Origin of the sequence: Salinarimonas ramus (assembly GCF_014645695.1) — a bacterium.
GTDB classification, from domain to species: domain Bacteria; phylum Pseudomonadota; class Alphaproteobacteria; order Rhizobiales; family Beijerinckiaceae; genus Salinarimonas; species Salinarimonas ramus.
Genome location: NZ_BMMF01000019.1, coordinates 24,913 through 48,533, shown reverse-complemented (window position 1 = coordinate 48,533; position 23,621 = coordinate 24,913). Strand labels below are relative to the sequence as shown.

Sequence of the window (23,621 nt, the reverse complement as noted above, 5' to 3'; positions counted from 1 at the left end):
TCCCGCCGTCAGCCTGCCAGCGATGGAGCCCTGACGAACGATCCGGCCACGCCCAGGATCGTCCATGGCACCGCGTCAGCTACACCACGCCTCGGGACATGATCAATCGCCCGATTGCGGGCGAGCTCGATCAGGTCGGTCACGATGAGTGAATCGACGCCCTTCTGCTGTCCCTGAGAGTTCATGAAGCCGAGGCGCAGTTTCACGTGATCCACGTGCGCGATCGAGACGTGCTCCGGCGTCAATCCCCGAGCACCGGGTGCCCCGTCGTACCAGTAGACGCGCAGCAGTTCCGCGTTACTCTTCTCCCGAGCGAGGTCGATCAGGCGCTGAAGAACCACGGCTTCGTCGAGAAGGAGGGTGCTGCGAGAGCGTTTGGAGCCGAACAACGCTGCCGAACCCTGGGCGAACAGATATCCGGCATCGACGAAGACGGCCACACGCGACACGACAGCCCCCGAAAATAGAAAGGGCTCCCGCAGGAGCCCTTTGCATAGGCCGATGCCGTCCATAAGGTTAGCGGACAACATCCAGCTTCGATTGCAATATGTGTTCTAGCGCCCTTGCTGTCAAGGCCATCGATCTATCGCCATCCCCCGCACCCGTTCTCCCGCCACGCTTTGACTTCCCCATCCGCATCGGCCACAAGGCCCGCCTTTCCGGACGTCGCGCCCGCGGGGCTCGCGACGTGGGAACCCGAGAGGCGTTCAGATGAACAATCCCGTTCTCGTCGAGGTGACGCGTGGCGCGCTCGTCGAATCCCGCCATCGCGGCGCGGTGGCGGTGGTGGACAGCGAGGGCACGGCGGTGCTCACGGTGGGCGACGTCGACGAGCCCGTCTTCCCGCGCTCGGCGGTGAAGGCGATCCAGGCGCTGCCGCTGGTGGCGAGCGGCGCCGCGGACGCCTACGGCCTGACCGACGCCGAGCTCGCGCTCGCCTGCGCCTCCCATTCGGGCGAGCCGGCCCATGTCGAGGCCGCGGCGGCGATGCTCGCCAAGGCCGGACGCGGGGAGGGCACGCTCGAATGCGGCTGCCATTGGCCGCTCGACCAGAAGGTCGCCCGCGCGCTGGCCGAGAGCGGGGCGAAGCCCGGCGCGCTCCACAACAATTGCTCGGGCAAGCACGCGGGCTTCGTCTGCCTCGCCTGCGCGTCCGACGTCGATCCCGCGGGCTACGTGCGGCCCGAGCATGCCGTCATGGAGACCGTCCGCGCCGCCCTCGAGGAGGTGACCGGGGCGACGCACACGCAGGATCATCGCGGCATCGACGGCTGCTCGATCCCCACCTATGCGATTCCGCTGCCCGCGCTCGCCTACGGCTTCGCCAAGTTCGGCTCCGGCCTCCATCTGTCGGAGGCCTATTCCGCCGCGGCGGCGCGCATCCGCAAGGCGGTGGCGGCGAACCCGTTCATGGTGGCGGGGACCGGGCGCTTCGACACGCGGGTGATGGAATGCCTCGGCCCGCGGGTCTTCCTCAAGACCGGGGCGGAGGGCGTCTATTGCGCCTCCTTCCCGGAGCTCGGGCTCGGCGTCGCGCTCAAGTGCGACGACGGCGCGACGCGGGCGTCCGAGGCGATGATGGCGGCGATCATCCGCCGCTTCCTCGACCTCGACGACAAGGAACGCTGCCTCGTCGACGCCGTCGCAGACGCGACGCTGAAGAACTGGGAAGGCGTCGAGGTCGGCGCCGTGCGGGCGGTCGGGCCACTCTCCGCCTGAGCGGCGCGCGCGACCCTCACGGCCTGGCGAGCACGATCTGGCGGACGTCGGTATTGCGGGTGGCGAACCCTACCTCGCAATAGGCGAGATAGTAGGTCCACATGCGGCGGAAGCGCTCGTCGAAGCCGAGCGGCGCGATGCGCGGCCAGGCCTCGGCGAATCGGCCGCGCCAGGCGCGAAGCGTGAGCGCGTAATCCTCGGCATAGGACGCGTCCGAGACGATCGGCATGCCGTGCCGCTCGCTCAGCCGCGCGACGACGGCGTCGGAGGGCAGCATCCCGCCGGGGAAGACGTGGCGACGGATGAAGTCGACGCGCCCGCGATAGGCCTCGTAGCGCGTGTCGCGGATCGTGATGAGCTGCAGCCCCGCGCGTCCGCCGGGGGCGAGGCGCGCCTTCATCGTCTCGTAGAACGCGTCCCAATAGGCCTCGCCGACGGCCTCGAACATCTCGATCGACACGATGCGGTCGTAGGTGCCGCCGACGTCGCGGTAATCCTCGAAGCGCAGCTCGATCAGGTCCGAGAGGCCGGCTTGCGCGATCGTGCGTGCGGCGTGCTCGTGCTGGGCGCGCGAGATGGTGAGCGCGGTGACCCGGCAGCCGATCTCGCGCGCGGCGTAGAGGGCGAACGAGCCCCAGCCGCAGCCGATCTCGAGCACGTGGTCACCCGGGCCGATGCCGGTCGCCTGCGCGAGAAGCCTGTGCTTCTCGGCCTGCGCCTCCTCCAGCGACCGCGCGCCGGTGGCGTAGACGCCGCTCGAATAGGTCATGGTGGGGTCGAGCCAGGCGGCGTAGAAGGCCTCGCCCAGATCGTAATGGTCGGCGATGTTGCGCCGCGCGCCGGTGCGGGTGTTGCGGCGCGTCGCCTCGCGCAGGCGCCGCCACAGGCGCAACGGCAGCGGCTCGGAGACGACGCTCTCGCTCTCCTTCCGGTTGATCGCGAAGAGCGTGAGGAGCGCGCCGAGATCGGGCGTGTCGAACAGCCCGTCGCAATAGGCCTGCGCGAAGCCGATCTCGCCCTTCAGGAAGACGCGCGATGCCAGGCGGGCGTCGGCGATCGTCATCCGTGCGTCGGGGCCGGGCCGGGTGCCGCCGAAGGCGAGCACGCGTCCGTCCGGCGCGACGATCTCGAGGCGTCCGGCCTCGATCCGCAGGGCGATCGCCAGCAGCCGCCGCAGCAGGAACGGCAGGCCGCGCGTCGCGGCGGCGAAGCTCGTCGTGGTGAGCGGTGCTTGTCGCACGTCTGCCGGGCTCCTTCCCCGTTCGCCGCAGGATGCGGGCGATCGGGGAAGGGCTTACAGCGAAGCCGCCGGGCGTGTCATCCCGTGGCGATCGTCACGGCGATCGGCTCAGGCGGCCTGGGCCTTGGGGCGCACCTCGGACATGTAGTCGTCCATCAGGGTCGCCGTGATGGTGGCGGGCGTGTAGCGGTGGGCCGCGATCTCGGAGACCGGGGTCACCTCGGCGGCGGTGCCGGTGATGAAGCACTCGTCGAAGGTCGAGAGCTCGTCCGGCATGATCCGGCGCTCCACCACCTCGAAGCCGCGGCGCTTGGCGAGGTCGATCACCGTGCGCCGCGTGATGCCGTCGAGGAAGCAGTCGGCGATGGGCGTGTGGATCGCGCCGTCGCGGGTGAAGAACACGTTGGCGCCGGTGCATTCCGCCACGCGGCCCTGCCAGTCGAGCATGAGGGCGTCGGCGTAGCCCTTGCGCTCGGCGGCGTGCTTGGAGATCGTGCAGATCATGTAGAGGCCCGCCGCCTTCGAATGGCACGGCGCCGTCGCCGGGTCGGGGCGGCGATATTGCGCCATGTCGAGGCGGATGCCCTTCATGCGCTCCTCGGGCTTGAAGTAGCTCGGCCAGTCCCACGCCGCGATGGCGAGGTGGATCGTGTTCGACTGCGCCGACACGCCCATCATCTCCGACCCGCGCCAGGCGACGGGGCGGATGTAGGCGTCGCTCAGGCCGGCCTTGGAGAGGACGAGCGCCTTCGCCGCGTCGATCTCGGCGACCGTGTAGGGAATCTCGAAATCGAGCACCTCGGCGGAGCGGCGCAGCCGCTCGGAATGCTCGGTCGACTTGAAGATCAGGCCGCCATAGGCCCGCTCGCCCTCGAATACGGAAGACCCGTAGTGCAGGCCGTGCGAGAGCACGTGCAGCTTCGCCTCGGCCCACGGCACGAACGTGCCGTCGACCCAGATGAGACCGTCCCGTTGATCGAAGGGCAGAGGGGACATGGGACCGCTTCTCCTTGGCATGCGGGTCTTGCGCGCCGGTCCGGGCCGGCTCCGTTGCTTCTCGCGCCGTGTCGTGGAATGCCGGGGATGAGACACGGCATTGCCGCTGAGGGCGCGAGAACGATCGATCCTTTCGCCGATCGGGGTTGACGAGTAACAATCGGCCTGAGATATGTCAACAAGGCTGACGTATAGGCGACGAGGATTTTTTCGGACGTGACCCAGGCGACCGCCAAGACACTGCCCGATGCCCCGCCCGAGACCCGGCCGGACGCCGCCGCGCTCCGGCTCGCCGGATCGGACGCGACCCGGGTGCGCGAGGCCGCGCGCGCCCATGCCCGCGAGGCGCCGGGGCAGGATCCGGACCTGCCGGCCTACGACCTCATCGAGCTGTTCTTCTTCGCCTATCGCGACTTCGTCGGCGACCCCGACCGCATCCTCGACGATTACGGCTTCGGGCGGGCGCATCACCGGGTCCTGCACTTCGTCGCGCGCAATCCCGGCCTCACGATCGCCGAACTCCTGGAGATCCTGCGGATCACCAAGCAGAGCTTGAACCGCGTGCTGAAAGAGCTGATCGAGAAGGGCTTCGTCGAGGCCCGCCCCGGGACAACGGACCGCCGCCAGCGCCTCCTCTTCGTGACGGAGGCCGGCGGCTCGCTGGCGCTGCGGCTGTCGCGGCTGCAGACGCAGCGCATCGGCCGCGCGCTGGCGGACATTCCGGCGGAGGGACGCTCGGCCGTGGCGGACTTCCTGCTCGCGATGATCGACCCCGGCGAGCGCGACGCCGTCGCGCGGCGCGTGGACGGCCCGGGAGAGGGCTCATGACGGATCTCGAGATCGCCGCCGGCAGCCCGGCGCCGGACGCGAGCGGGGAGGGGCGCGTCGAGCTGCCCGATCACGCGCCCCACGTCCTCGTCGTCGACGACGACCGGCGGCTGCGCGACCTCATCGGCAAGTACCTCACCGAGAACGGCTTTCGGGTCACCACGGCGGCGAGCGCCGCGGAGGCGCGGGCGAAGTCGGAGAACTTCGTCTTCGACGCCCTCGTGCTCGACGTGATGATGCCCGGCGAAACCGGCTTCGAATTCGCTCGCTCCGTGCGCGAGAGCGCGGACACGCCGATCCTGATGCTCACCGCGCGCTCGGACACGAGCGACCGCATCACCGGCCTCGAGATCGGCGCGGACGACTATCTCGCCAAGCCCTTCGAGCCGCGCGAGCTCGTTCTGCGGCTGGGCAACATCCTCAAGCGCGCGGCGCCGGTCGCCGCCTCCGGCGAGGCCGGCCCGGGCGACGAGATCCGTTTCGGCCCCTTCGTCTTCCGGCTGGATCGCGGCGAGCTGCGCCGCGGCGAGGAGGCGATCCGCCTGACCGAGCGCGAGCGCGAGATCCTCACCATCCTCGGCTCGCGCGCCAACGAGAACGTTCCGCGCGAGGATCTCTCGGGAGCGGGCGCGGCGCTCAACGAGCGAACCGTCGACGTGCAGATCAACCGCCTGCGCCGCAAGATCGAGGTCGATCCCGCCAACCCGCTGGTGCTCCAGACCGTGCGTGGGGTCGGCTACCGGCTCGTCGCGGAGCGCTGAGGGATGGACGGCGCCGGCGCCGCCCCTCGCGAGACGACGCCCCGCCGCGGCCCGCTGCGGCGCACGGCCTCGGCGCTGTGGGCGCCGATCGCCGGCTCCGGCCGCGCCTATCGCCGCAGCGCCCGCTGGCTCGGCTCGATCATGCCCAAGGGCCTCTACGCGCGCTCGCTGATCATCGTCATCGTGCCGATCGTGCTCCTGCAGTCGATCATCGCCTACGTCTTCATGGAGCGGCACTGGCAGACGGTGACGATGCGCCTGTCGTCGGCCGTGACGGCGGACATCGCGGCGCTCATCGACATCTGGGAGACCTACCCGCAGGACGAGGAGGGGCGCACGCTGCGCCGAATCGCCTCCCAGAGGCTCGGGCTCGACGTCGAGGTGCAGCGCGGCGTCGACCTTCCGCCGCCGGGGCCCAAGCCCTTCTTCTCCATCCTCGACGCGGCGCTCTCCGAGCAGATCGCCCGCCAGATCGGCCGGCCGTTCTGGATCGACACGCTCGGGCGCTCGAACCTGATCGAGATCCGCATCAAGCTCGACGACGCCGTCATGCGCGTGGTGGCGCGGCGCAGCCAGGCCTACGCCTCGAACTCGCACATCTTCCTCCTGTGGATGATCGGCTCGTCGCTGGTGCTGATGGCCATCGCCATCCTCTTCCTGCGCAACCAGATCCGCCCGATCCTCACGCTGGCGGAGGCGGCGGAGAGCTACGGCAAGGGCCGCGACGCCGATTTCCGGCCGCGCGGCGCCCGCGAGGTGCGCCAGGCGGGTCACGCCTTCGTCGAGATGAAGCGGCGCATCGAGCGCGCCCGCGAGCAGCGCACGACGATGCTCAACGGCGTCTCGCACGACCTGCGCACCATCCTCACCCGCTTCAAGCTCTCGCTCGCCTTGATGGACGCGCCCGACGTCGAGGACCTGCGCCGGGACGTCGACGAGATGAGCCGCATGCTCGAGGGCTATCTCGCCTTCGCGCGCGGCGACGCCGGCGAGAGCGCGATCGAGGTCGATCTCGGCACGTTGCTGGAGGAGCTGGTCGCCGATGCGCGTCGCCAGGGGCATCCGGTCGACCTCGCCATCGAGGGCGACACGACGATCATCGTGCGCCCCGACGCCTTCCGCCGCATGCTGATCAACCTCGTCTCCAACGCCGCCCGCCACGGCACGACGATCGCGGTGCGGGCGGTGCACGAGGGGCGCTGGCTGACGATCACCGTGGACGACGACGGGCCCGGCATCCCGGCGGACATGCGCGACGAGGTGTTCAAGCCGTTCGTTCGCCTCGACGAAGCGCGCAACCAGGACGAAGGCGGCTCGGGCCTCGGCCTGCCCATCGCCCGCGACATCGCCCGCGCCCACGGCGGCGACATCGCGCTCGACGAGAGCCCGCTGGGCGGCCTGCGCGCGACGGTGCGGCTGCCGGGTTGATGCGTACTTGATGCTTGATTTGAAGCGGCTTCGCGCGAGTCATTCATGGGTGCAAAAAGTCGGCGGCGGAGTAGAACGCCTATGAAGTCTGTCTAGCATAGGAATCGCGTACGACTTTCTCCAGTATGTCCCGAATTCTCATCAATGACAGGGCCCTGTTCCGGGCTTCGCACATTTTGTTGAATATAAATGGAGATTCAGTGAGTAATCTATTCAACTCAATTAGGATATTGTTTATCTGTTCGATGCTGTTTTTGTTAAATTCGGTTATATTGTTCATCTCATCAAACACGGATCTCCCACGATCAATCAATCGTCTTGCTACTAAGTCAATCCTGTCATCTCGATCTGCCGATTTCCATTCCACGTCATCTTTCGGAAAGACTGTGTAGAGACTTACTGGAGACCTGCCATGCCTAGAGCTTGTATGTCCCAGATACACTGTTCTGCTCCTGTGGATTTGTTCGAAAGCATAATACAATCTAAGATGATATTCCTCATACTCTGTTCGTGTCAGGCTTGTGCTCAATGTTTGTTCCATCAAATCGACCTGCTTTGAATTCGCATCGGCTGTTGCGCGGAGCTCCTCCCTTTGAGCATTGAGTACTTCGCGCGTAGCAATAAGCTCCTTTCTTTGAAGCCATGTAGCCATAAAGAACCACACAAAAGCAAGAGGTGCAAAGAATCCTGCTAGCATGTCGCCCAATTCATTGAGGGTGTAGGCGCCCAAAATTAGGTTGTCAGATCCAAGGAAGGGCGAAAACATAAGTGATGCTGCAAAGATCAGCCACAATATAGAGGCTATGCATACAATAGCGAACAGGGTCATTGTGTCATCCCGACCGACGAAGAAGCGCATTCAATTTATAGGTCAAGATCATGATCACGGACAAGCGATCATGGTGCCTAAAAAGGCTTCAAGCGGGCAAGCGGTGCCTAATCCACGTCCGTCGCTGCCGGACGCTCCACCGTGCGGGCGAGCTGCAGGCGCAGCATGATCACCGACGCGCCGAGCGCCCAGACCGCGCCCACCGTCCAGCCGGCGAGGACGTCGGTCGGCCAATGGACGCCGAGATAGACCCGGCTCGCGCCGACGAGAAGCGTCAACATGACGGCGAGCGTCACGAGATAGATCCGCAGCCGGCGCCGCTCCAGCACCCGCGAGAGGAGGGCGGCCAGGGTCAGGTAGACCGTCGCCGACATCATCGAGTGCCCGGAGGGGAAGCTCGCGGTGTAGACGATGCTGCCGTGGGGCACGAGGTCCGGGCGCGGCCGGTCGAAGCCGGACTTGAGCAGCGTCGAGAGCAGGATGCCGCCGCCGATGGCGAGGGCCACCGCGAGGGCGGCTCGCGGTGCGCGCGCCACGAGCAGGAAGCCGACGACGGCCAGCGTGATCAGGGTGAGGACGCCCGTGCCGCCGAGCGCGGTGAAGTCGCGCATCATCTCCTCGAACCAGCCGGGGCCGAGCGGATCCGACAGGTCGCCGGGCACGCGAAGCGCGACGAGGATCGCTTCGTCGATGGCGTGGGTCTCGCCTTCGAGCACCTCGTCGGCGAGCGCGATGAAGCCCCACAGGCCACCGGCCGCGAGGGCGAGGAGGAGGAGGGCCGCGCGGTTCTCGAGCGCGGCGTGGACGAGGAGGGAAGGCCGTTTCATCGCGACCCCAACGCCGAGCCTGGCGCGATCGATCCAGCCCGTCATGGCGCGGCGTCTCGCGTGGGCGGCGGCAGGCGCCAGGCGACGAGGGCCGCGATCGCCGCCCAGGCGGCCGCGAGCCAGAGCGCGGCGCCGAACCCCGAGAGAAAAGCCGCCTCGAGCGCGGCGCGGGCGGGATCGCCCGGCGGCGGCAGCGTGCCGAACCGCGCCTCCGTCCCGGCGGCGTCGCCGGCGCGGGCGAAGAACAGCGCGCTCGCGAGCGATCCCGCGATGGCGACGCCGAAGAGCCCGGCGAGGCGGCTCGCCGCGTTGTTGACCCCCGACGCCGCGCCGGCGCGGGCCTCGTCGACGGCGTTCATCACGCTCGTCGTCAGGGGCGCGACGGCGAGCGCCATGCCGCAGGACATGACGACGATGGGCGCGAGCACACCGAGCCAGTACGAGGAGAGCCCCGCGGCGAGCCCGGCGATCCCGAGCGCCACCACGGCCGATCCGAGCGCCAGCGGCAGCTGCGGCCCCACCCGGTCTCCCCAGGCGCCGGAGAAGCGCGAGGCCGTGCCGATGATCAGCCCGATCGGCAGCATGGTCAGCCCCACCTGCGTCGCCGAGAGCCCGCGCCGGCTCTGCAGCTCGAACGGCACGAGGAAGAGCGCCGTCACGAACGCCGCGTAGAGGAAGAGCGTGACGACGTTGGCTCCCGTGAACGCACGGCTCGAGAAGAGCGAGAGCGGCATCAAGGGGCTCCTCGCCCGCGCCTCCACCGCGACGAAGGACGCGAGGGCGCCGGCGCCGGCGACGAAGAGCGCGATCGGCAGAGCGAGGCCGATGCCGGTCTCCGAGCCGAGCGTCAGCGCCAGCGTCACGAGGCCGAAGCCGAGGATCGCCAGCAACGCGCCCGGCCAGTCGAGCGGCCCCGCGGCCTCGCTGCCGCTCGCGCCGCGATCGTCCGGCATGTGCGCGAGCGCGATCCAGATCGCGGCGGCGGAAAGCGGCAGGTTGATCCAGAACACCGCGCGCCAGGAGAGCGCGTCGACGAGGAAGCCGCCGAGCGGCGGGCCGAGCGCCGTCGTGATGGCGGAGGCGCCGGCCCAGATGCCGATGGCGCGCCCGCGCACGTCCTTGGGGAAGGAGGCGGCGATGATGGCGAGGGATTGCGGCACGAGCAGCGCCGCGCCGACGCCCTGGACGAGGCGCGCGGCGACGAGGGCGGCGGCGTTCGGCGCGAGCGCGCAGGCGAGGGAGGCGAGGGCGAAGAGGGCGATGCCCCACACGAAGATGCGCCGGCGCCCGACCCGGTCCCCGAGCGCGCCGCCCACCAGGATGAGCCCGCCCAGCGTCAGCGCGTAGCCGTTCACCACCCATTGCAGTGCGGTGAAGCCGGCCTCGAGGTCGCTCTGCAGCGCCGGAAGCGCGACGTGCACCACCGTGCCGTCGATGAAGGCCATCGCGGAGGCGAGGATCGTGCCCGCGAGCACCCAGGCCCGGGCGGCCGCCGAGAGGGCCGGGGCAGGTGGAGGAGGATGGGAGGTGGTGCTCGCCGCGGCGTCGTCCATCGCGTCCTCCCGCCGCGGCTTTTTCGTGCGCGCGTCAGCCGAGCGCGGCGACCACCGCGTCGAGGGCGGCCTGCGCCTTGGCGCCGTCGGGGCCGCCGGCCTGGGCCATGTCGCGGCGCCCGCCGCCGCCCTTGCCGCCGAGCGCCTCGGAGGCCGCGCGCACCAGCGCCACCGCGTCGTAGCGCTCCGTCAGGTCCTCGGTGACACCGACGACGACGCCGGCCTTGCCGTCCTCGGAGACGCCGACGATGGCGACGATGCCCGAGCCGAGCCGGCGCTTGCCCTCGTCGACGAGGCTCTTCAGGTCCTTGGGCGCGACGCCCTCGACGGCGCGGGCCATGAGCTTGACGCCCGCGACCTCGCGCACGTCGTCGGCCCCGCCGCCGGCGCCGCCGCCGCCCATGGCGAGCTTCTTTCTCGCCTCGGCAAGGTCGCGCTCGAGCTTGCGACGCTCCTCGACGAGGGCGGCGATGCGCCCTGGCACCTCGTCGACCGTGGTCTTGAGGAGGCCCGCCACGCCGTGGAGCGCCTTCGATTCCTCGGCGAGATGCCGGCGTGCGGCCTCGCCCGTGAGCGCTTCGATGCGGCGCACGCCGGCGGCGACCGCGCTCTCGCCGACGATCGAGACCATGCCGATCTCGCCCGTGCGCGTCACGTGCGTGCCGCCGCACAGCTCGATGGAATACGGCTTGCCGGCGAGGGCGCCGTCGGGGTTCGTGCCCATGGACACGACGCGGACCTCCTCGCCGTACTTCTCGCCGAAGAGCGCTCGCGCGCCCGAGGCGATGGCGTCGTCGACGCCCATGAGCTTCGTCACCACGGGCTCGTTCTGCAGGACGAGGGCGTTGGTCAGCGCCTCGACCCGGCCGAGCTCCTCCTCGGTGATCGGCTTCTGGTGGGAGATGTCGAAGCGCAGGCGATCGGGCGCGACGAGCGAGCCCTTCTGCGCGACGTGGTCGCCGAGCACCTGGCGCAGCGCCTCGTGGAGGAGGTGCGTCGCGGAATGGTGCGCGCGGATCGTCGCGCGGCGCACGTGATCGACGGTGAACTCCGCCGGATGCCCGACGACGAGGTGGCCGTCCTCCACGGTGACGTGGTGGACCCACAGGTCGCCCAGCTTCTTCTCGACGTTCGTCACCCGCGCGCGGAAGCCCGCGCCGGCGATGATGCCGGTGTCGCCGACCTGGCCGCCGCTCTCGGCGTAGAAGGGCGTCTGGTTGGCGACGAGGAGACCCGTGTCGCCCACGCCGATCGTGTCGACGCGCTTGCCCTCGCGCACGAGCGCGGCGACGACGCCCTCCGCCTTCTCGGTCTCGTAGCCGAGGAACTCGGTGGCGCCGACCGCGTCGCGGATGCCGTACCAGACGGTCTCCGTCGCGGCCTCGCCCGAGCCCGCCCAGGCGGCGCGGGCCTTCTCGCGCTGGCGCTCCATGGCCGCGTTGAAGGTGGAGACGTCGACGCCGATGCCGCGGGAGCGCAGCGCGTCCTGCGTCAGGTCGAGAGGGAAGCCGTAGGTGTCGTAGAGCGTGAAGGCGGTCTCGCCGGAGAGTTCGTCGCCGCGCCCGAGCGCCTTCGTCTCCTCGTCGAGGATGCCCAGCCCGCGCTCCAGCGTCTTGCGGAAACGCGTCTCCTCGAGCTCGAGCGTCTCGCGGATGAGCGGCTCGGCGCGGTTCAGCTCGGGATAGGCCTCGCCCATCTCCCGCACGAGGGTGTGGACGAGCCGGTGCATCAGCGGCTCGCGGGAGCCGAGCAGCTGCGCATGGCGCATGGCGCGGCGCATGATGCGACGCAGCACGTAGCCGCGGCCCTCGTTCGACGGCAGCACGCCGTCGGCGACGAGGAAGGCGGAGGCGCGCAGGTGGTCGGCAATGACGCGGTGGGAGGCCTTCTGCGGCCCCTTGGCGTCGACGTTCGTGAGGTTCTCCACGGCGCCCGTGAGCAGGCGCATCGTGTCGATCTCGTAATTGTCGTGCGTGCCCTGCAGCACCGCGGCGATGCGCTCGAGGCCCATGCCGGTGTCGATGGAGGGCCGCGGCAGGTTCACGCGCTCCTCCGGCGAGAGCTGCTCGTATTGCATGAACACGAGGTTCCAGATCTCGATGAAGCGGTCCCCGTCCTCGTCGGGCGAGCCGGGCGGGCCGCCGGGGATGTGCGGGCCGTGGTCGTAGAAGATCTCCGAGCAGGGGCCGCAGGGGCCGGTGTCGCCCATCTGCCAGAAATTGTCGGAGGTCGGGATGCGGATGATCTTGTCGTCCGACAGGCCGGCGATCTTGCGCCACAGCGCGGCCGCGTCCTCGTCCTCCGAATAGACGGTGACGAGAAGGCGATCGGCGGGCAGGCCGTATTCCTTCGTGATCAGGTTCCAGGCGAGCTCGATCGCCCGCTCCTTGAAATAGTCGCCGAAGGAGAAGTTGCCGAGCATCTCGAAGAAGGTGTGGTGCCGGGCGGTGTAGCCGACATTGTCGAGATCGTTGTGCTTGCCACCGGCTCGCACGACCTTCTGCGCCGTCGTGGCGGTGGTGTAGGGGCGCTTCTCGACGCCGGTGAAGACGTTCTTGAACTGCACCATCCCGGCGTTCGTGAACATCAGGGTCGGGTCGTTGCGCGGGACGAGCGGGGACGAGGGGACGATCTCGTGCCCGTTCTTGGCGAAGTAGTTCAGGAAGGCCGACCGGATCTGGTTGACGCCGCTCATGGAGACACTCTGCGATGAAATGGCGGACCGACGCCGCCGAAAGCGTTGCGCGGTTTTAGAGTTGGGGAGGGAACTTGTCGAGGGAAAGGGCGCGTGCGCCGCCGACGCGTCCTCACGCGTGCAGCGGGCCCGCGTCCGGATCGCCGATGAAGTTGCCGTGGAAGCCGAAGGTGACGATCTCCGGCGCCTGGGCCCGGGCCACCTCCTCCAGCGTCGCCGCGTCTAGGACGAGGAGGAAGGAGCGCTCCGCCCGCGCGTCGAGCACGACGGAGAGGAGCACGCCGTCGTCCTCCGCCTCGCTTCCCGGCCGGCGCACGAGGACCGGCTCGCCCGGCCAGGCGCCGTCCTCGCGCCAGACGCGCGCGTTCGCGGCGGGATCGCCGGCGAGATCGAGCTTCACGATGGAATCGAGGAAGTCGCCGCCGGCCTGCCCGTTGCCCCAGACGTAGCGGTAGGCACGCCCCTGCCGGTTCGGATAGTCGATGCGCGGCAGCTCGATCGGCGTGTGCGAGAGCGTGCGCATGGCCACCGGGCCGCCGCCGGGAGGAAGTGTCAGCCGGGTGAGGCGCCCCACCGCGCGCACCGGGGTCGAGCCGCGCAGGCGCGCGAGATAGAGGTCGTCGATGACGGAGGCGTCGTCGTAGGCGACGAGGTCGACCTCGAGCCCGGCCTCGGTCTCCACGGCGTTGACGTGGTGGAAGGCGAAGAGCGGCGGCGCGCTCCAGCGCCCGACGAGCGCGCCCGTCTCCTTGTCGAGGACGGTGAACGTCGTCCCGCGCGTCGGGTCCCAGCGATAGTTGCGGATGAAGGGCTCGTTCGAGAGGTAGAGCCGCAGCGGATTGACCACGAAGGGGAACTCGGCGAGCACGATCCGCCGCGCGCTCATGCCGAAGGAATGCATGTAGGACGGCCGATCGACGGGAATCCGCGCGATCTCGCGCTCGGTGCCGGCTTCGTCCACCGCATGGACATGGTAGGCCGAGCGGCGCCCGAACGAGATCAGGTAGGTGTAGGCGCGCTCGCCGTCGTGATGGGGATGCGCGGTCGAGACCGACCCGTCGACGGACGAGCCCCAATCATGAACGCCGAGCGTCTCGAGGGTCTGCGGGTCGAAGCGCACCGGCAGGCGCGTCTCGGTGAGCGCGACCATGTCGCCGCCGATTCGGTTGACGCTGACGACGGCATTGTCGGTGATCGTCGGCTCCAGAATCGCCTGGACGCGCCCGAACAGGCTGCGGCAGGGATCGGTGGCGAATTCCGCATGGACGATGCGGCCCTGCCGCTTCGCCTCGCCGAACGCCTCGGAGCGCAGGAAGCGGCTCGCATAGCGCACCCGCCCGTCCACGACGCCGAATCGGTGGAGGCGCGCGAGCCCGTCGAACCAATGCGCGTAGGATTGCGCGCCGACCTCGAACTGAGCGGGCGCGACGCGCAGGAGCGCGCCCGAGAGCCAATCGGGCAAGCGGCCGGTGACGGGGAGCTCGATCTGCGCGACCTCCCGATCCGTCGAGCGAAAGCCCGCTTCGTAGGGGGCCGCATCAGGGGAAGCCGCGTCGTCGGAGGTCGTTCGGCGGCGTGTCGCGTCCATTCGCATCCTCGGCCTCGCCACCCTTCCGCCAACAGCGGCCGGGACGAGCGGTTCCGGTATAGCGCGTTTCGCCCGCATGTGGTCATGACGCTTGCCGACAGGACCACACCCCGCTATCCCGTATGCTCGCAGAACGGGTTGGCGCGCACGCGCCGCACCCATCGATCGGGCGAAAGCCAGGGCGGGCCAGCGCCCCGCGCCGGGAGACGGGCTCCCGGCGCCGTAGGGCATACGCCTTGCCCGATCGATCGGAGGATGAGCGATGAAGTGGCTTTGGCCGCGGCTGAGCTTGTCTGTCACCATCCGCAGCGTGCGGAAGACGAGTTGGACCCTCGCCTTCCGCGTCTCGCTGGGAGCATGACAAAACGAGAGGGGAGGGGAAACTCTCCTCTCTCACTCCGCCCTCACGATATAGCGCATGGGCGCCCGAGATACAACGTCGCGAGCGGAGCCGCGCCCCGCCCGCGACCTTCGGGCAGCGCGGCCCGCCTTGATTTCGCCCGGCGTCCGCGCGACACCGCGGCGCGCGCCGAGCGCCTTCGCCGTTTGACTTTTCGGGCCGGATCGCGGAGATGACCCCCGCCGCCGGAGCCCCTGATGACGACACTCTCCCTCCACCGGGACGGAAGCTTCCGCAAGCCGGACCGCGGCTCGGCGGGAAGCCGGATCCTCGCCTTCGCCGAAGGCGGGCACGGGCGCGCGGCCTTCCTCCTCGTCCTCGTGTGCCTCGCCTGCTTCCTGCCGGGCCTCGTCTCGCTCCAGCCGATGGACCGCGACGAGCCACGCTATGCGCAGGCGACGAAGCAGATGATCGAGACGGGCGATTTCGTCGACATCCGCTTCCAGGACGAGGCGCGTCACAAGAAGCCCGTGGGTATCTACTGGATGCAGAGCGCCGCCGTCGCGACCGCGCAGGCGCTCGGGCTCGACGAGGCGCGCACCACGATCGCCGTCTATCGCGTGCCCTCCTTCCTCGGCGCGACCGCCGCGACGCTCCTCGCCTATTGGGCGGCGCTCGCGCTGGCGCGCCGACGCGAGGCCTTCCTGGCCGCGGCGCTGATCGGCGCGAGCGTGATCCTCATGGTCGAGGCGCGCCTCGCCAAGACGGACGCGGTGCTGCTCGCCTGCAGCGTCGCGACCATGGGCGCGCTCGCCCGCGCCTGGATGGCGCAGGGGACTGTCCGGCTGCCGAGGCGGGTCTTCCTGGCCTTCTGGCTCGGCATCGGGATCGGGGTCCTCGTCAAGGGACCGCTCGTGCTGCTCTTCGCCGGCCTTCCGGCCGTCGCGCTCTCGCTGCACGCGCGCTCCCTGCGCTGGCTCGTGCCGCTGCGGCCCGTGTCCGGGATCGCGCTCGCGCTGGCGATCGCAGCGCCCTGGTTCGTGCTGATCGCCATGCGCTCGGGCGCGGACTTCTTCGCGGCCTCCGCGGGGCAGGACCTGATGGGCAAGGTCGGAACGGCGCAGACCTACCATTGGGCGCCGCCGGGCTTCTATCTCGTGGCGTTCTTCGCGACCTTCTGGCCCGGCGCGCTGATGGCCGCGATCGGGGCCGAGTTCGTCTGGATCAACCGTCGGGTCCGCGAGGCGGCGTTCCTCGTCGCCTGGGTCGTGCCGGCCTGGATCGCTCTCGAGCTCGTCCCCACGAAGCTGCCGCACTACGTGATGCCGCTCTATCCCGCGCTCGCGATCGCGGCGGCGTTGGGGATAGGCCACGGCTTCGTCGGCCCCTTCCGGCGGCGCTTCCGGATCTTCGGCTTCCTCCTCGCCCTCGTGCCCGTGGGGCTGCTGATCGGCCTGCCGATCGCCGCCTACACTCTGGGCGACCGGCTCGGCGTGGCGGCGATCGCCGTGCTCGCGGTGGCGGCGGGGATCGCGCTCGTCTCCTGGCGGCTGTGGGCGACCGCGCGGGTCGAGGACGCCGCCATCGCCGGCATCGTCTCCGCCATGGCGCTCTCCATCGCCGTCTTCGGCGTCGCGCAGCGCGACCTCGAGGCCTTGAAGCTCTCGCCGAATCTGGCGAGCGCGGTCGAGCGCGCGCTCGCCTGCGAGACGCCGCGCGTGGGCACGCTCGGATATCGCGAGCCGAGCCTCGTCTTCCTCGCCGGCACCGATCTCGTCATGCTCGACGCCCCCGCCGACGCCGCCGCCTTCCTGGCCGAGGGCGCGTGCCGCGCTGTGCTCGTCACCGACGCCTTCGAGGTCGGCTTCGGCCAGGCGCTGGCGCAGGCGGGTATCGGGGCCGTGCAGGCGGAGCGGGTCATCGGCTTCAACATCAACGGCGGCGATCCGCTGGGCATCGGCGTCTACGTCCGCTCGGCGGACACCGGGGAGGCCGCGCGATGAGCGAGCCCGTCCTCTCGATCGTCGTGCCCGTGAAGAACGAGGCCGGCAACATCCTGCCGCTCGTCGAGGAGATCGAGGCCGCCTGCGCGACGCTCGGCGCCATCGAGATCCTCTATGTCGACGACGGCTCCACCGACGCGACCCCCGCCGAGCTCGAGGCGGCGCGCGCAACGCGCCCGCATCTGCGGGTGATCCGCCACGAGGCGAGCTGCGGGCAGAGCGCCGCCGTGCGCTCCGGTGCCCGCGCCGCCCGCGCGCCGCTCGTCGCGACCATCGACGGCGACGGGCAGAACGATCCGGCCTTCATCCCCGCGCTCGTCGCGGCGCTGGAGGCGGCCGGACCCGGCTGCGGCCTCGCGGCCGGGCAGCGCACGAGCCGCAAGGGCCGATTCAAGGCGCTGCAGTCGCGCATCGCCAACGGCGTGCGGCGGCGCGTGCTGAACGACGGGACCCGCGACACCGGCTGCGGGCTCAAGGTCGTGCGCCGCGACGTCTACCTGATGCTCCCCTATTTCGACGCGCTCCACCGCTTCATGCCGGCGCTCGTAGCGCGCGAGGGCTTCGGCGTCGTCCACGTCGACGTGGTGGATCGCCCGCGCAACGCCGGCACCTCGAAATACGGGATGCTCGATCGCCTGTTCGTGGGCATTCTCGATCTCGCGGGCGTCTGGTGGCTGATCCGCCGGCGCCGACGCATCGCCCGGGCGAGCGAGGTCTCCGCCGTCGCGTCCCCCGTCCCCGCGCGGCCGCCGCTCGCGCAAGAACCGTCTCGATGAGGTCGTCCCGATGATCGCCAACCTGATCCACGATCTCGGCGGGCGCCTGCACACGATCTTCATCGACAGCTTCGACGTGGTCGTGCTGATCGGGCTGCTCGGCCAGCTGCTCTTCACGGCACGATTCCTCGTGCAATGGATCGCCAGCGAACGGGCGGGGCGCAGCGTCGTGCCGATCTCGTTCTGGTTCTTCTCGCTGGGCGGGGGCTTCATCCTGCTCGGCTACGCCATATACCGTCAGGATCCGGTCTTCATCGTCGGCCAGGCGTTGGGCTCGCTCATCTATCTGCGCAACCTGATGCTCATCGCCAAGTCGAAACGCGAGACGAAGACGCTGACCTCCTGAACGGCGAAAGGCGCCCGATGCCCGACCCGCGCGAAACCCCGGCTTTCGCGAACGACCTCGACGAGATGCTCGCGCACGCCTGGCGCCAGCTCGCCCGCGGCGTGAAGGACAGGCACTCGCCCTTCCACTGCCCGTCGGTCGCGACGATCGGCCTCGACGGCCGCCCACGGCTTCGCACGGTCGTGCTGCGCGGCGTCGAGCCCTCGGCCGCGCGCCTGCGCTTCCACACCGATCGGCGCGCCTTCAAGGTGGCGGAGATCGCGGTGGACCCGCGCGTCGCGCTCCACGCCTACGATCCGGCCGGCAAGCTCCAGGTGCGGATCGAGGGACGCGCCCGCGTGCACGCGACGGATGCCGTCGCGGAGGACGCCTGGACCGGCTCGCGCATGGCGAGCCGCGCCTGCTACGCGACGACGCCCTCGCCCGGCGAGGTGATTCCCGCACCCGACGCCTTCACGTTGCCGCAGAGCGATGCGGAGATCCTGGCCGGCCGCCCGCACTTCACGGCCGTCATCGTCGAGATCGACACGATCGAGACCCTCTGGCTCGCGCATTCCGGCCACCGCCGGGCGCGGTTCGACCTCGCGACGGGGGAGGGCGCCTGGCTCGTCCCGTGAGCCGGGCGCCCTGCGCACGCACCTCAGCCCGCCGCTCGCAGCCGCGCGAAGCCGGCGTCGAGGTCCTCCTGCAGGTCGGCGACGTCCTCGAGGCCGATGGAGAAGCGCAGGATCGGGCCCTCGTGCGCGAAGGTCGTGGCGGTGCGCAGCTTGTTGGGCTCGCAGGGGATGACGAGGCTCTCGAAGCCCGCCCACGAGAAGCCCATCCCGAAGAGCCTCAATCCGTCGAGCATGGCCGCGAGCGCCTCGCGCGAGACCGGCTGGAGCTCGACGCCGAACAGGCCCGAGGCGCCGGCGAAGTCGCGCTTCCAGATCTCGTGGCCGGGGTTTTCGGGGAGCGCCGGATGCAGCACGCGGCGTACCTCCGGGCGTGCGGCGAGCCAATGCGCCATGGCGAGCCCCTGGCTCTCCGCCTCGCGCAGGCGCAGGCTCATCGAGCGCATGCCGCGCAGGCACAGGAAGACGTCCTCCGGCCCGGGGCAATTGGAGAAGAGGTCGTAGGTCTCGCGCAGGCGCGGGAAGTACTCGGCATTGGCCGACACGAGCCCCATCAGCAGGTCGGAGGAGCCCGAGAGGTATTTCGTGCCCGCCTCGATGGCGATGTCCGCGCCGCGCGCGTGCGGCGGAAAGAGGAGCGGCGTCGCCCAGGTGTTGTCGATGATGGTGACGGCGCCCTTCTCCTCGGCGATCGCCGCCATGGCGGGCACGTCCTGCACCTCGAAGGTGAGGGAGCCCGGCGATTCGAGGAAGAGCACCTTGGTGTTCGGGCGAATGAGCTCGGAGACGCTCGCGCCGATCATCGGGTCGAAATAGCTCGTCTCGACGCCGAGCTTCGCCAGCATTCCGCCGCAGAAGGCGCGGGTGGGCCAATAGACGTTGTCGGTGACGAGGACGTGGTCGCCCGCCTCGACCACGCTCAGCAGCGCGAGGGAGATCGCGCCGAGGCCGGAGGGGGAGAGCACGGTCCCGGCGGCGCCGGAGAGCTCGGTCCAGGCGGTCTCGAGCGCCTCCGTCGTGGGCGTGCCGCGCGTGCCGTATGTATACTTCGCTCGCCGATTGAGCAGATCGTCCATCGTGGGGAATAAAACAGTCGATCCACGGTAGATCGGCGTATTCACGAACCCGTGCTGGCTTGAAGGATCCCGTCCCGCATGGACGAGGCGGGTACGATCGCGCCAGCCGGCGCGTGCTTCATCTTCCGTCATTTGCATCCTCGACTTGCATAACTTGCAGGCAACCGCTCCTCGGGGGCGATCACGACGTGGAAAAACGCGCTTCCGACCTTCTCGGAAGCGCTCATCGCCTCTTGACCGCGCCCCAACCGTGGCCTGAGATGCACGCGTGAAGCGACCCGCGACCGCACGGGGCTCCCGCGAAGGCGACATCGGCATTGACGCACGGTTCGCGTCCCGCCACAAAGTCGCCACGCGAGCCGACGTGCGGAGGTAGCGGGTCGGGACGCGCCATCAAAGGGGCTGACTTGATGAACGGGTCGGCGTACGAGACCTTCCTTGGGAGAGCAAGAAGCATGAAAAAAGCGCTTAGCACCATCGCCTTCGGCTTCGCCGCCACGGTCGCCTTCACCGGCGTCGCCGCGGCACAGACCACGCTCGAGCAGGTACGCGAGCGCGGCGAGCTGATCTGCGGCTCGAACCCCGGCCTCGCCGGGTTCGGCGTGCCGGACGCGCAGGGCAACTGGACCGGCTTCGACGTCGATTATTGCCGCGCCACCGCCGCGGCGATCTTCGGCGACCCGAACGCCGTCTCCTTCATCCCGCTCTCCGCGAAGGACCGCTTCACCGCGCTCCAGGCCGGCGAGATCGACGTCCTCTTCCGCAACTCGACCTCGACGATCACCCGCGACACGTCGCTGGGCCTCGACTTCCCCGGCATCAACTACTACGACGGCCAGGGCTTCCTGGTGTCGACGGAGCTCGGCGTCACCTCGGCTCTCGAGCTCGACGGCGCGTCGGTCTGCGTGCAGCAGGGCACGACGACGGAGCTGAACCTCGCGGACTACTTCCGCCGCAACAACATGGACTACGAGCCCGTCACGTTCGCCCAGTCGGTCGAGGCGGTCGAGGCCTACCTGAGCGGGCGCTGCGACGCCTTCACGACGGACGCCTCCGGCCTCGCCTCCGAGCGCCTGCGCGCGCCCACGCCGAGCGATCACATCATCCTCCCCGAGATCATCTCGAAGGAGCCGCTCGGCCCGGTCGTCCGTCACGGCGACAACCAGTGGGCTGACATCATCCGCTGGGTGCACTACGCCATGCTCGAGGCCGAGGAGTACGGCATCACCTCGGAGAACGCGGCCGAGCTGCGCGACACCTCCGAGGCGCCGGGCATCCGCCGCATCCTCGGCACCGAAGGCAATTTCGGTGAGATGCTGGGCCTCGGCAACGACTGGGCCTTCAACATCATCAGCATGGTCGGCAATTACGGCGAGGTGTTCGACCGCAACATCGGCGAGGGCTCGCCTGTTGGCCTCAGCCGCGGCCTGAACGCGCTCTACACCGACGGCGGCCTCCAGTACGGCCACCCGATCCGCTGACGGATCGTCGCAGGGCGCCGCGCTCGCCAGGGTGCGGCGCCCTTCTTGCATCCGGAACGTAAAGAGCCGCCCCTGGGACAGCGGCCGCGGACGACGATCCGCCGTTCGGGATGACGTGGACCGGCGCTGGCCGGCTTGTGGAGGGTATTCGAGGTGGCGAGCGTCGTCGATCAAGCGCCGCCGCGAACATCGTTGATCTATGATCCGAAGGTTCGCGGCTTCTTCTTCCAGGGCGTTCTGGTCCTGGTCATCGGGTGGCTGGCCTACGAGGCCGTCACCAACGCGATCGAAAATTTGCGCGCGGCGCGGATCGCATCCGGCTTCGGCTTCTTCGGCGAGGCCGCCGGCTTCGACATCAACCAGGCCTTCATCCCCTATTCGTCGGCCTCGTCGACCTATTTCGACGCTTTCATGGTGGGGCTGCTCAACACGCTCGTCGTGGCGGCGATCGGCATCGTGCTCGCGACGATCATCGGCTTCGCGGCCGGCATCGCGCGCCTGTCGAAGAACTTCATCCTGGCGAAGGTCGCGGCGACCTACGTGGAGCTCATCCGCAACCTGCCGCTCCTCCTGCAGCTGCTGTTCTGGTACAACGCGGTGCTGGCGACGCTGCCCGCCGCGCGAGACGCCATCCCGCTCGGGCCGGGCATCTATCTGAGCGTGCGCGGCCTCTCCATGCCGGCACCGATCTACCATTGGGACGCTTTCGTCATCCCGCTCGCCTTCGCGATCGGCCTCGTCGCCAGCATCGTCATCCGGCGCTGGGCCAAGGCGCGCCAGGCGGCGACGGGCGAGCAATTCCCCGTGGGGTGGACGACCTTCGGGCTCCTCGTCGGCCTGCCGGCCCTCGTCTGGGGCGTGCTCGCGCTGTTCGGCGCGAACCCCATTTCCTTCGACGTGCCGGAGCAGGGGCGCTTCAACCTCACCGGCGGCATGCAGCTCTATCCCGAGTTCGTGGCGCTCGTTCTCGGCCTGTCGGTCTATACCGGCGCCTTCATCGCCGAGGTCGTGCGCGCAGGCATCCTCGCGGTGTCCCGCGGGCAGACGGAGGCCGCGTCGTCGCTGGGGCTGAAGCCCGGGCAGACGATGCGCTTCGTCGTCATCCCGCAGGCGATGCGCGTCATCGTCCCGCCGCTGACGAGCCAATATCTCAACCTCACGAAGAACTCGTCGCTGGCCGTCGCCATCGCCTACCCGGATCTCGTGCAGGTCTTCATGGGGACGGTGCTGAACCAGACCGGCCAGGCGGTGGAGGTCGTCACGATCACCATGCTCGTCTACCTGACGATCTCGCTCGTGACCTCGTTCTTCATGAACATGTACAATCAGCGCATCGCGCTGGTGGAACGCTGAGGAGGTCGTCATGAACGTCGTCGCGCCTCAGCGCTCCTTCGTCCGCGCCGAGCAGGTGGACGCCCTGCCGCCGCCGCGCACCGCCAGCGGACCCGTGCTCTGGATGCGGGAGAACCTGTTCTCCGGCCCGATCAACACGGTCGTCACGCTCGTCATGGCATGGGTTCTCTTCTGGACCATCCCGCCGATCATCGACTATCTCATCGGCAGCGCCGTCTGGACCGGGTCCGACGGCAGCGCCTGCCGCGAGGACACGACCGGTCGCGAGGTCGGCGCCTGCTGGGCCTTCGTCATCGACCGCATCAACTACTTCGTCTACGGCTCCTACCCGATGGAGCTGCGCTGGCGGCCGAACATCTTCTTCCTGGTGCTCGCCGTCGGCATCGTGTGGATGCTCTGGCTCGACGCGCCCAAGCGCGGGATCGGCGCGATCTACTTCTTCATCGTCGTGCCGCTCCTATCCTACTGGCTGCTGGCCGGCTTCCCGATGATCGGCCTGGAGGAGGTCCCGACCGGCCTGTGGGGCGGCATCCTCGTGACGATCGTCGTCTCGGCGGTGGGCATCGTCGTGTCGCTGCCCTTCGGCGTGCTGCTGGCGCTCGGGCGACGCTCGCACCTGCCCATCGTGCGGCTGGTCTGCGTGATCGTCATCGAGTTCACCCGCGGCGTGCCGCTCATCACCGTGCTGTTCATGGCGAACACCATGCTGCCGCTCTTCCTCGCGGAAGGCGTCACCGTGGATCGCCTGGTGCGCCCGCTCATCGGTGTCGCCTTCTTCGCGTCCGCCTACATGGCCGAGGTGATCCGCGGAGGCCTTCAGGCGATCCCGAAGGGACAGTACGAAGGGGCGATGTCGCTCGGCCTGTCCTACCCGAAGATGATGTACTTCATCATCCTGCCGCAGGCCCTGCGCATCGTCATCCCGGGCATCGTCAACACCTTCATCGGCCTGTTCAAGGACACGACGCTCGTCTCCATCGTCGGCATCTTCGACCTGATCCGCACGGTGGAATCGGCGCGCGTCGACCCGGTCTGGTCGGCGCCGTCGGTGAACTATTCGGGCTACGCCTTCGCGGCGATCTTCTACTTCCTCTGCTGCTGGGGCATGTCCTGGTATTCACAATCCGTCGAGCGTCGGCTCGCCGCTAGCGAAAAACGATGAGAGAGG

20 protein-coding genes are annotated in these 23,621 nt (G+C 69.3%); 11 read left to right on the top strand and 9 right to left on the bottom strand.

Translation table 11 applies throughout. The features are described 5' to 3' along the window. Positions 1-8 precede the first annotated feature (8 nt). On the bottom strand, positions 9-440 hold the full coding sequence (locus tag IEX89_RS23325; protein WP_188915691.1) for an NYN domain-containing protein: 432 nt from the start codon (positions 438-440) through the stop codon (positions 9-11). Positions 441-711: 271 nt separating this feature from the next. Between IEX89_RS23325 and IEX89_RS23320 the strand changes: the two genes are divergently transcribed. After that, entirely contained in the window at positions 712-1,719 is a 1,008-nt protein-coding gene (locus IEX89_RS23320; protein WP_188915690.1) for an asparaginase, read from the top strand. A gap of 16 nt (positions 1,720-1,735) precedes the next feature. Here the strand turns inward: IEX89_RS23320 and IEX89_RS23315 are convergent, their stop codons facing one another. Together IEX89_RS23315 and IEX89_RS23310 are read right to left on the bottom strand one after the other, a co-directional pair. After that, the gene (locus IEX89_RS23315) at positions 1,736-2,959 is read right to left on the bottom strand and encodes an SAM-dependent methyltransferase (protein ID WP_188915689.1); all 1,224 of its coding nucleotides are present in this window, start codon (positions 2,957-2,959) and stop codon (positions 1,736-1,738) included. Between the two features lie 108 nt (positions 2,960-3,067). After that, positions 3,068-3,955 carry a branched-chain amino acid aminotransferase gene (locus IEX89_RS23310; protein ID WP_188915688.1) on the bottom strand — a complete coding sequence of 296 codons (888 nt, stop codon included), beginning with the start codon at positions 3,953-3,955 and terminating at the stop codon, positions 3,068-3,070. A 312-nt stretch (positions 3,956-4,267) separates the two neighbouring features. Here IEX89_RS23310 and IEX89_RS23305 point away from each other — a divergent pair, with 312 nt between their 5' ends. Genes IEX89_RS23305 through IEX89_RS23295 form a run of 3 tightly spaced genes read left to right on the top strand, consistent with a single transcriptional unit; the run spans position 4,268 to position 6,972 of the window. After that, a complete protein-coding gene (locus IEX89_RS23305) occupies positions 4,268-4,783 on the top strand; it encodes a MarR family winged helix-turn-helix transcriptional regulator (protein ID WP_188915695.1) in 516 nt (171 codons plus the stop codon). Next, positions 4,780-5,544, top strand: a complete 765-nt coding sequence (locus tag IEX89_RS23300; RefSeq protein WP_188915687.1) for a response regulator — start codon at positions 4,780-4,782, stop codon at positions 5,542-5,544. The genes IEX89_RS23305 and IEX89_RS23300 overlap by 4 nt, the downstream gene beginning before the upstream one ends. A gap of 3 nt (positions 5,545-5,547) precedes the next feature. Beyond that, positions 5,548-6,972 carry an ATP-binding protein gene (locus IEX89_RS23295; RefSeq protein WP_188915686.1) on the top strand — a complete coding sequence of 475 codons (1,425 nt, stop codon included), beginning with the start codon at positions 5,548-5,550 and terminating at the stop codon, positions 6,970-6,972. 79 nt (positions 6,973-7,051) lie between these two features. Here IEX89_RS23295 and IEX89_RS23290 read toward each other — a convergent pair whose 3' ends face one another. The 5 genes from IEX89_RS23290 to IEX89_RS23270 all read right to left on the bottom strand — a co-directional run bounded on the left by IEX89_RS23290 (position 7,052) and on the right by IEX89_RS23270 (position 14,464). Next, positions 7,052-7,801, bottom strand: a complete 750-nt coding sequence (locus tag IEX89_RS23290; RefSeq protein WP_188915685.1) for a hypothetical protein — start codon at positions 7,799-7,801, stop codon at positions 7,052-7,054. Positions 7,802-7,908: 107 nt separating this feature from the next. Then, positions 7,909-8,673, bottom strand: coding sequence for a phosphatase PAP2 family protein (locus IEX89_RS23285; RefSeq protein WP_244645663.1), 765 nt, complete (start codon positions 8,671-8,673; stop codon positions 7,909-7,911). Further along, on the bottom strand, positions 8,670-10,181 hold the full coding sequence (locus tag IEX89_RS23280) for a DHA2 family efflux MFS transporter permease subunit (RefSeq protein WP_188915684.1): 1,512 nt from the start codon (positions 10,179-10,181) through the stop codon (positions 8,670-8,672). The genes IEX89_RS23285 and IEX89_RS23280 overlap by 4 nt, the downstream gene beginning before the upstream one ends. Positions 10,182-10,215: 34 nt before the next feature. After that, on the bottom strand, positions 10,216-12,876 hold the full coding sequence (gene alaS, locus IEX89_RS23275; RefSeq protein WP_188915683.1) for an alanine--tRNA ligase: 2,661 nt from the start codon (positions 12,874-12,876) through the stop codon (positions 10,216-10,218). A 112-nt stretch (positions 12,877-12,988) separates the two neighbouring features. Beyond that, a complete protein-coding gene (locus IEX89_RS23270; RefSeq protein WP_188915682.1) occupies positions 12,989-14,464 on the bottom strand; it encodes a carotenoid oxygenase family protein in 1,476 nt (491 codons plus the stop codon). A gap of 597 nt (positions 14,465-15,061) precedes the next feature. On the opposite strand from IEX89_RS23270, the gene IEX89_RS23265 reads away from it, so the two are divergent. Genes IEX89_RS23265 through IEX89_RS23250 form a run of 4 tightly spaced genes read left to right on the top strand, consistent with a single transcriptional unit; the run spans position 15,062 to position 18,546 of the window. Next, a complete protein-coding gene (locus IEX89_RS23265; RefSeq protein ID WP_188915681.1) occupies positions 15,062-16,807 on the top strand; it encodes an ArnT family glycosyltransferase in 1,746 nt (581 codons plus the stop codon). Further along, positions 16,804-17,583, top strand: coding sequence for a glycosyltransferase family 2 protein (locus IEX89_RS23260; protein ID WP_188915680.1), 780 nt, complete (start codon positions 16,804-16,806; stop codon positions 17,581-17,583). Before IEX89_RS23265 ends, IEX89_RS23260 begins: the two co-directional genes overlap by 4 nt. A 10-nt stretch (positions 17,584-17,593) precedes the next feature. After that, entirely contained in the window at positions 17,594-17,929 is a 336-nt protein-coding gene (locus IEX89_RS23255) for a lipid-A-disaccharide synthase N-terminal domain-containing protein (RefSeq protein WP_188915679.1), read from the top strand. Positions 17,930-17,946: 17 nt separating this feature from the next. After that, the gene (locus IEX89_RS23250; protein ID WP_188915678.1) at positions 17,947-18,546 is read left to right on the top strand and encodes a pyridoxamine 5'-phosphate oxidase family protein; all 600 of its coding nucleotides are present in this window, start codon (positions 17,947-17,949) and stop codon (positions 18,544-18,546) included. Positions 18,547-18,569: 23 nt separating this feature from the next. Here the strand turns inward: IEX89_RS23250 and metC are convergent, their stop codons facing one another. Next, entirely contained in the window at positions 18,570-19,757 is a 1,188-nt protein-coding gene (gene metC, locus IEX89_RS23245) for a cystathionine beta-lyase (protein ID WP_188915677.1), read from the bottom strand. Positions 19,758-20,074: 317 nt separating this feature from the next. On the opposite strand from metC, the gene IEX89_RS23240 reads away from it, so the two are divergent. The 3 genes from IEX89_RS23240 (at position 20,075) to IEX89_RS23230 (ending at position 23,615) form a co-directional block, all read left to right on the top strand. After that, positions 20,075-21,100: an amino acid ABC transporter substrate-binding protein gene (locus IEX89_RS23240; protein ID WP_188915676.1), complete on the top strand. Its 1,026-nt coding sequence runs from the start codon at positions 20,075-20,077 to the stop codon at positions 21,098-21,100. Positions 21,101-21,253: 153 nt separating this feature from the next. Beyond that, positions 21,254-22,453 (top strand): amino acid ABC transporter permease, encoded by a 1,200-nt coding sequence (locus tag IEX89_RS23235; RefSeq protein ID WP_188915675.1) that lies wholly within the window; start codon positions 21,254-21,256, stop codon positions 22,451-22,453. A gap of 10 nt (positions 22,454-22,463) precedes the next feature. Next, positions 22,464-23,615, top strand: a complete 1,152-nt coding sequence (locus tag IEX89_RS23230) for an amino acid ABC transporter permease (protein ID WP_188915674.1) — start codon at positions 22,464-22,466, stop codon at positions 23,613-23,615. Positions 23,616-23,621: the final 6 nt, after the last annotated feature.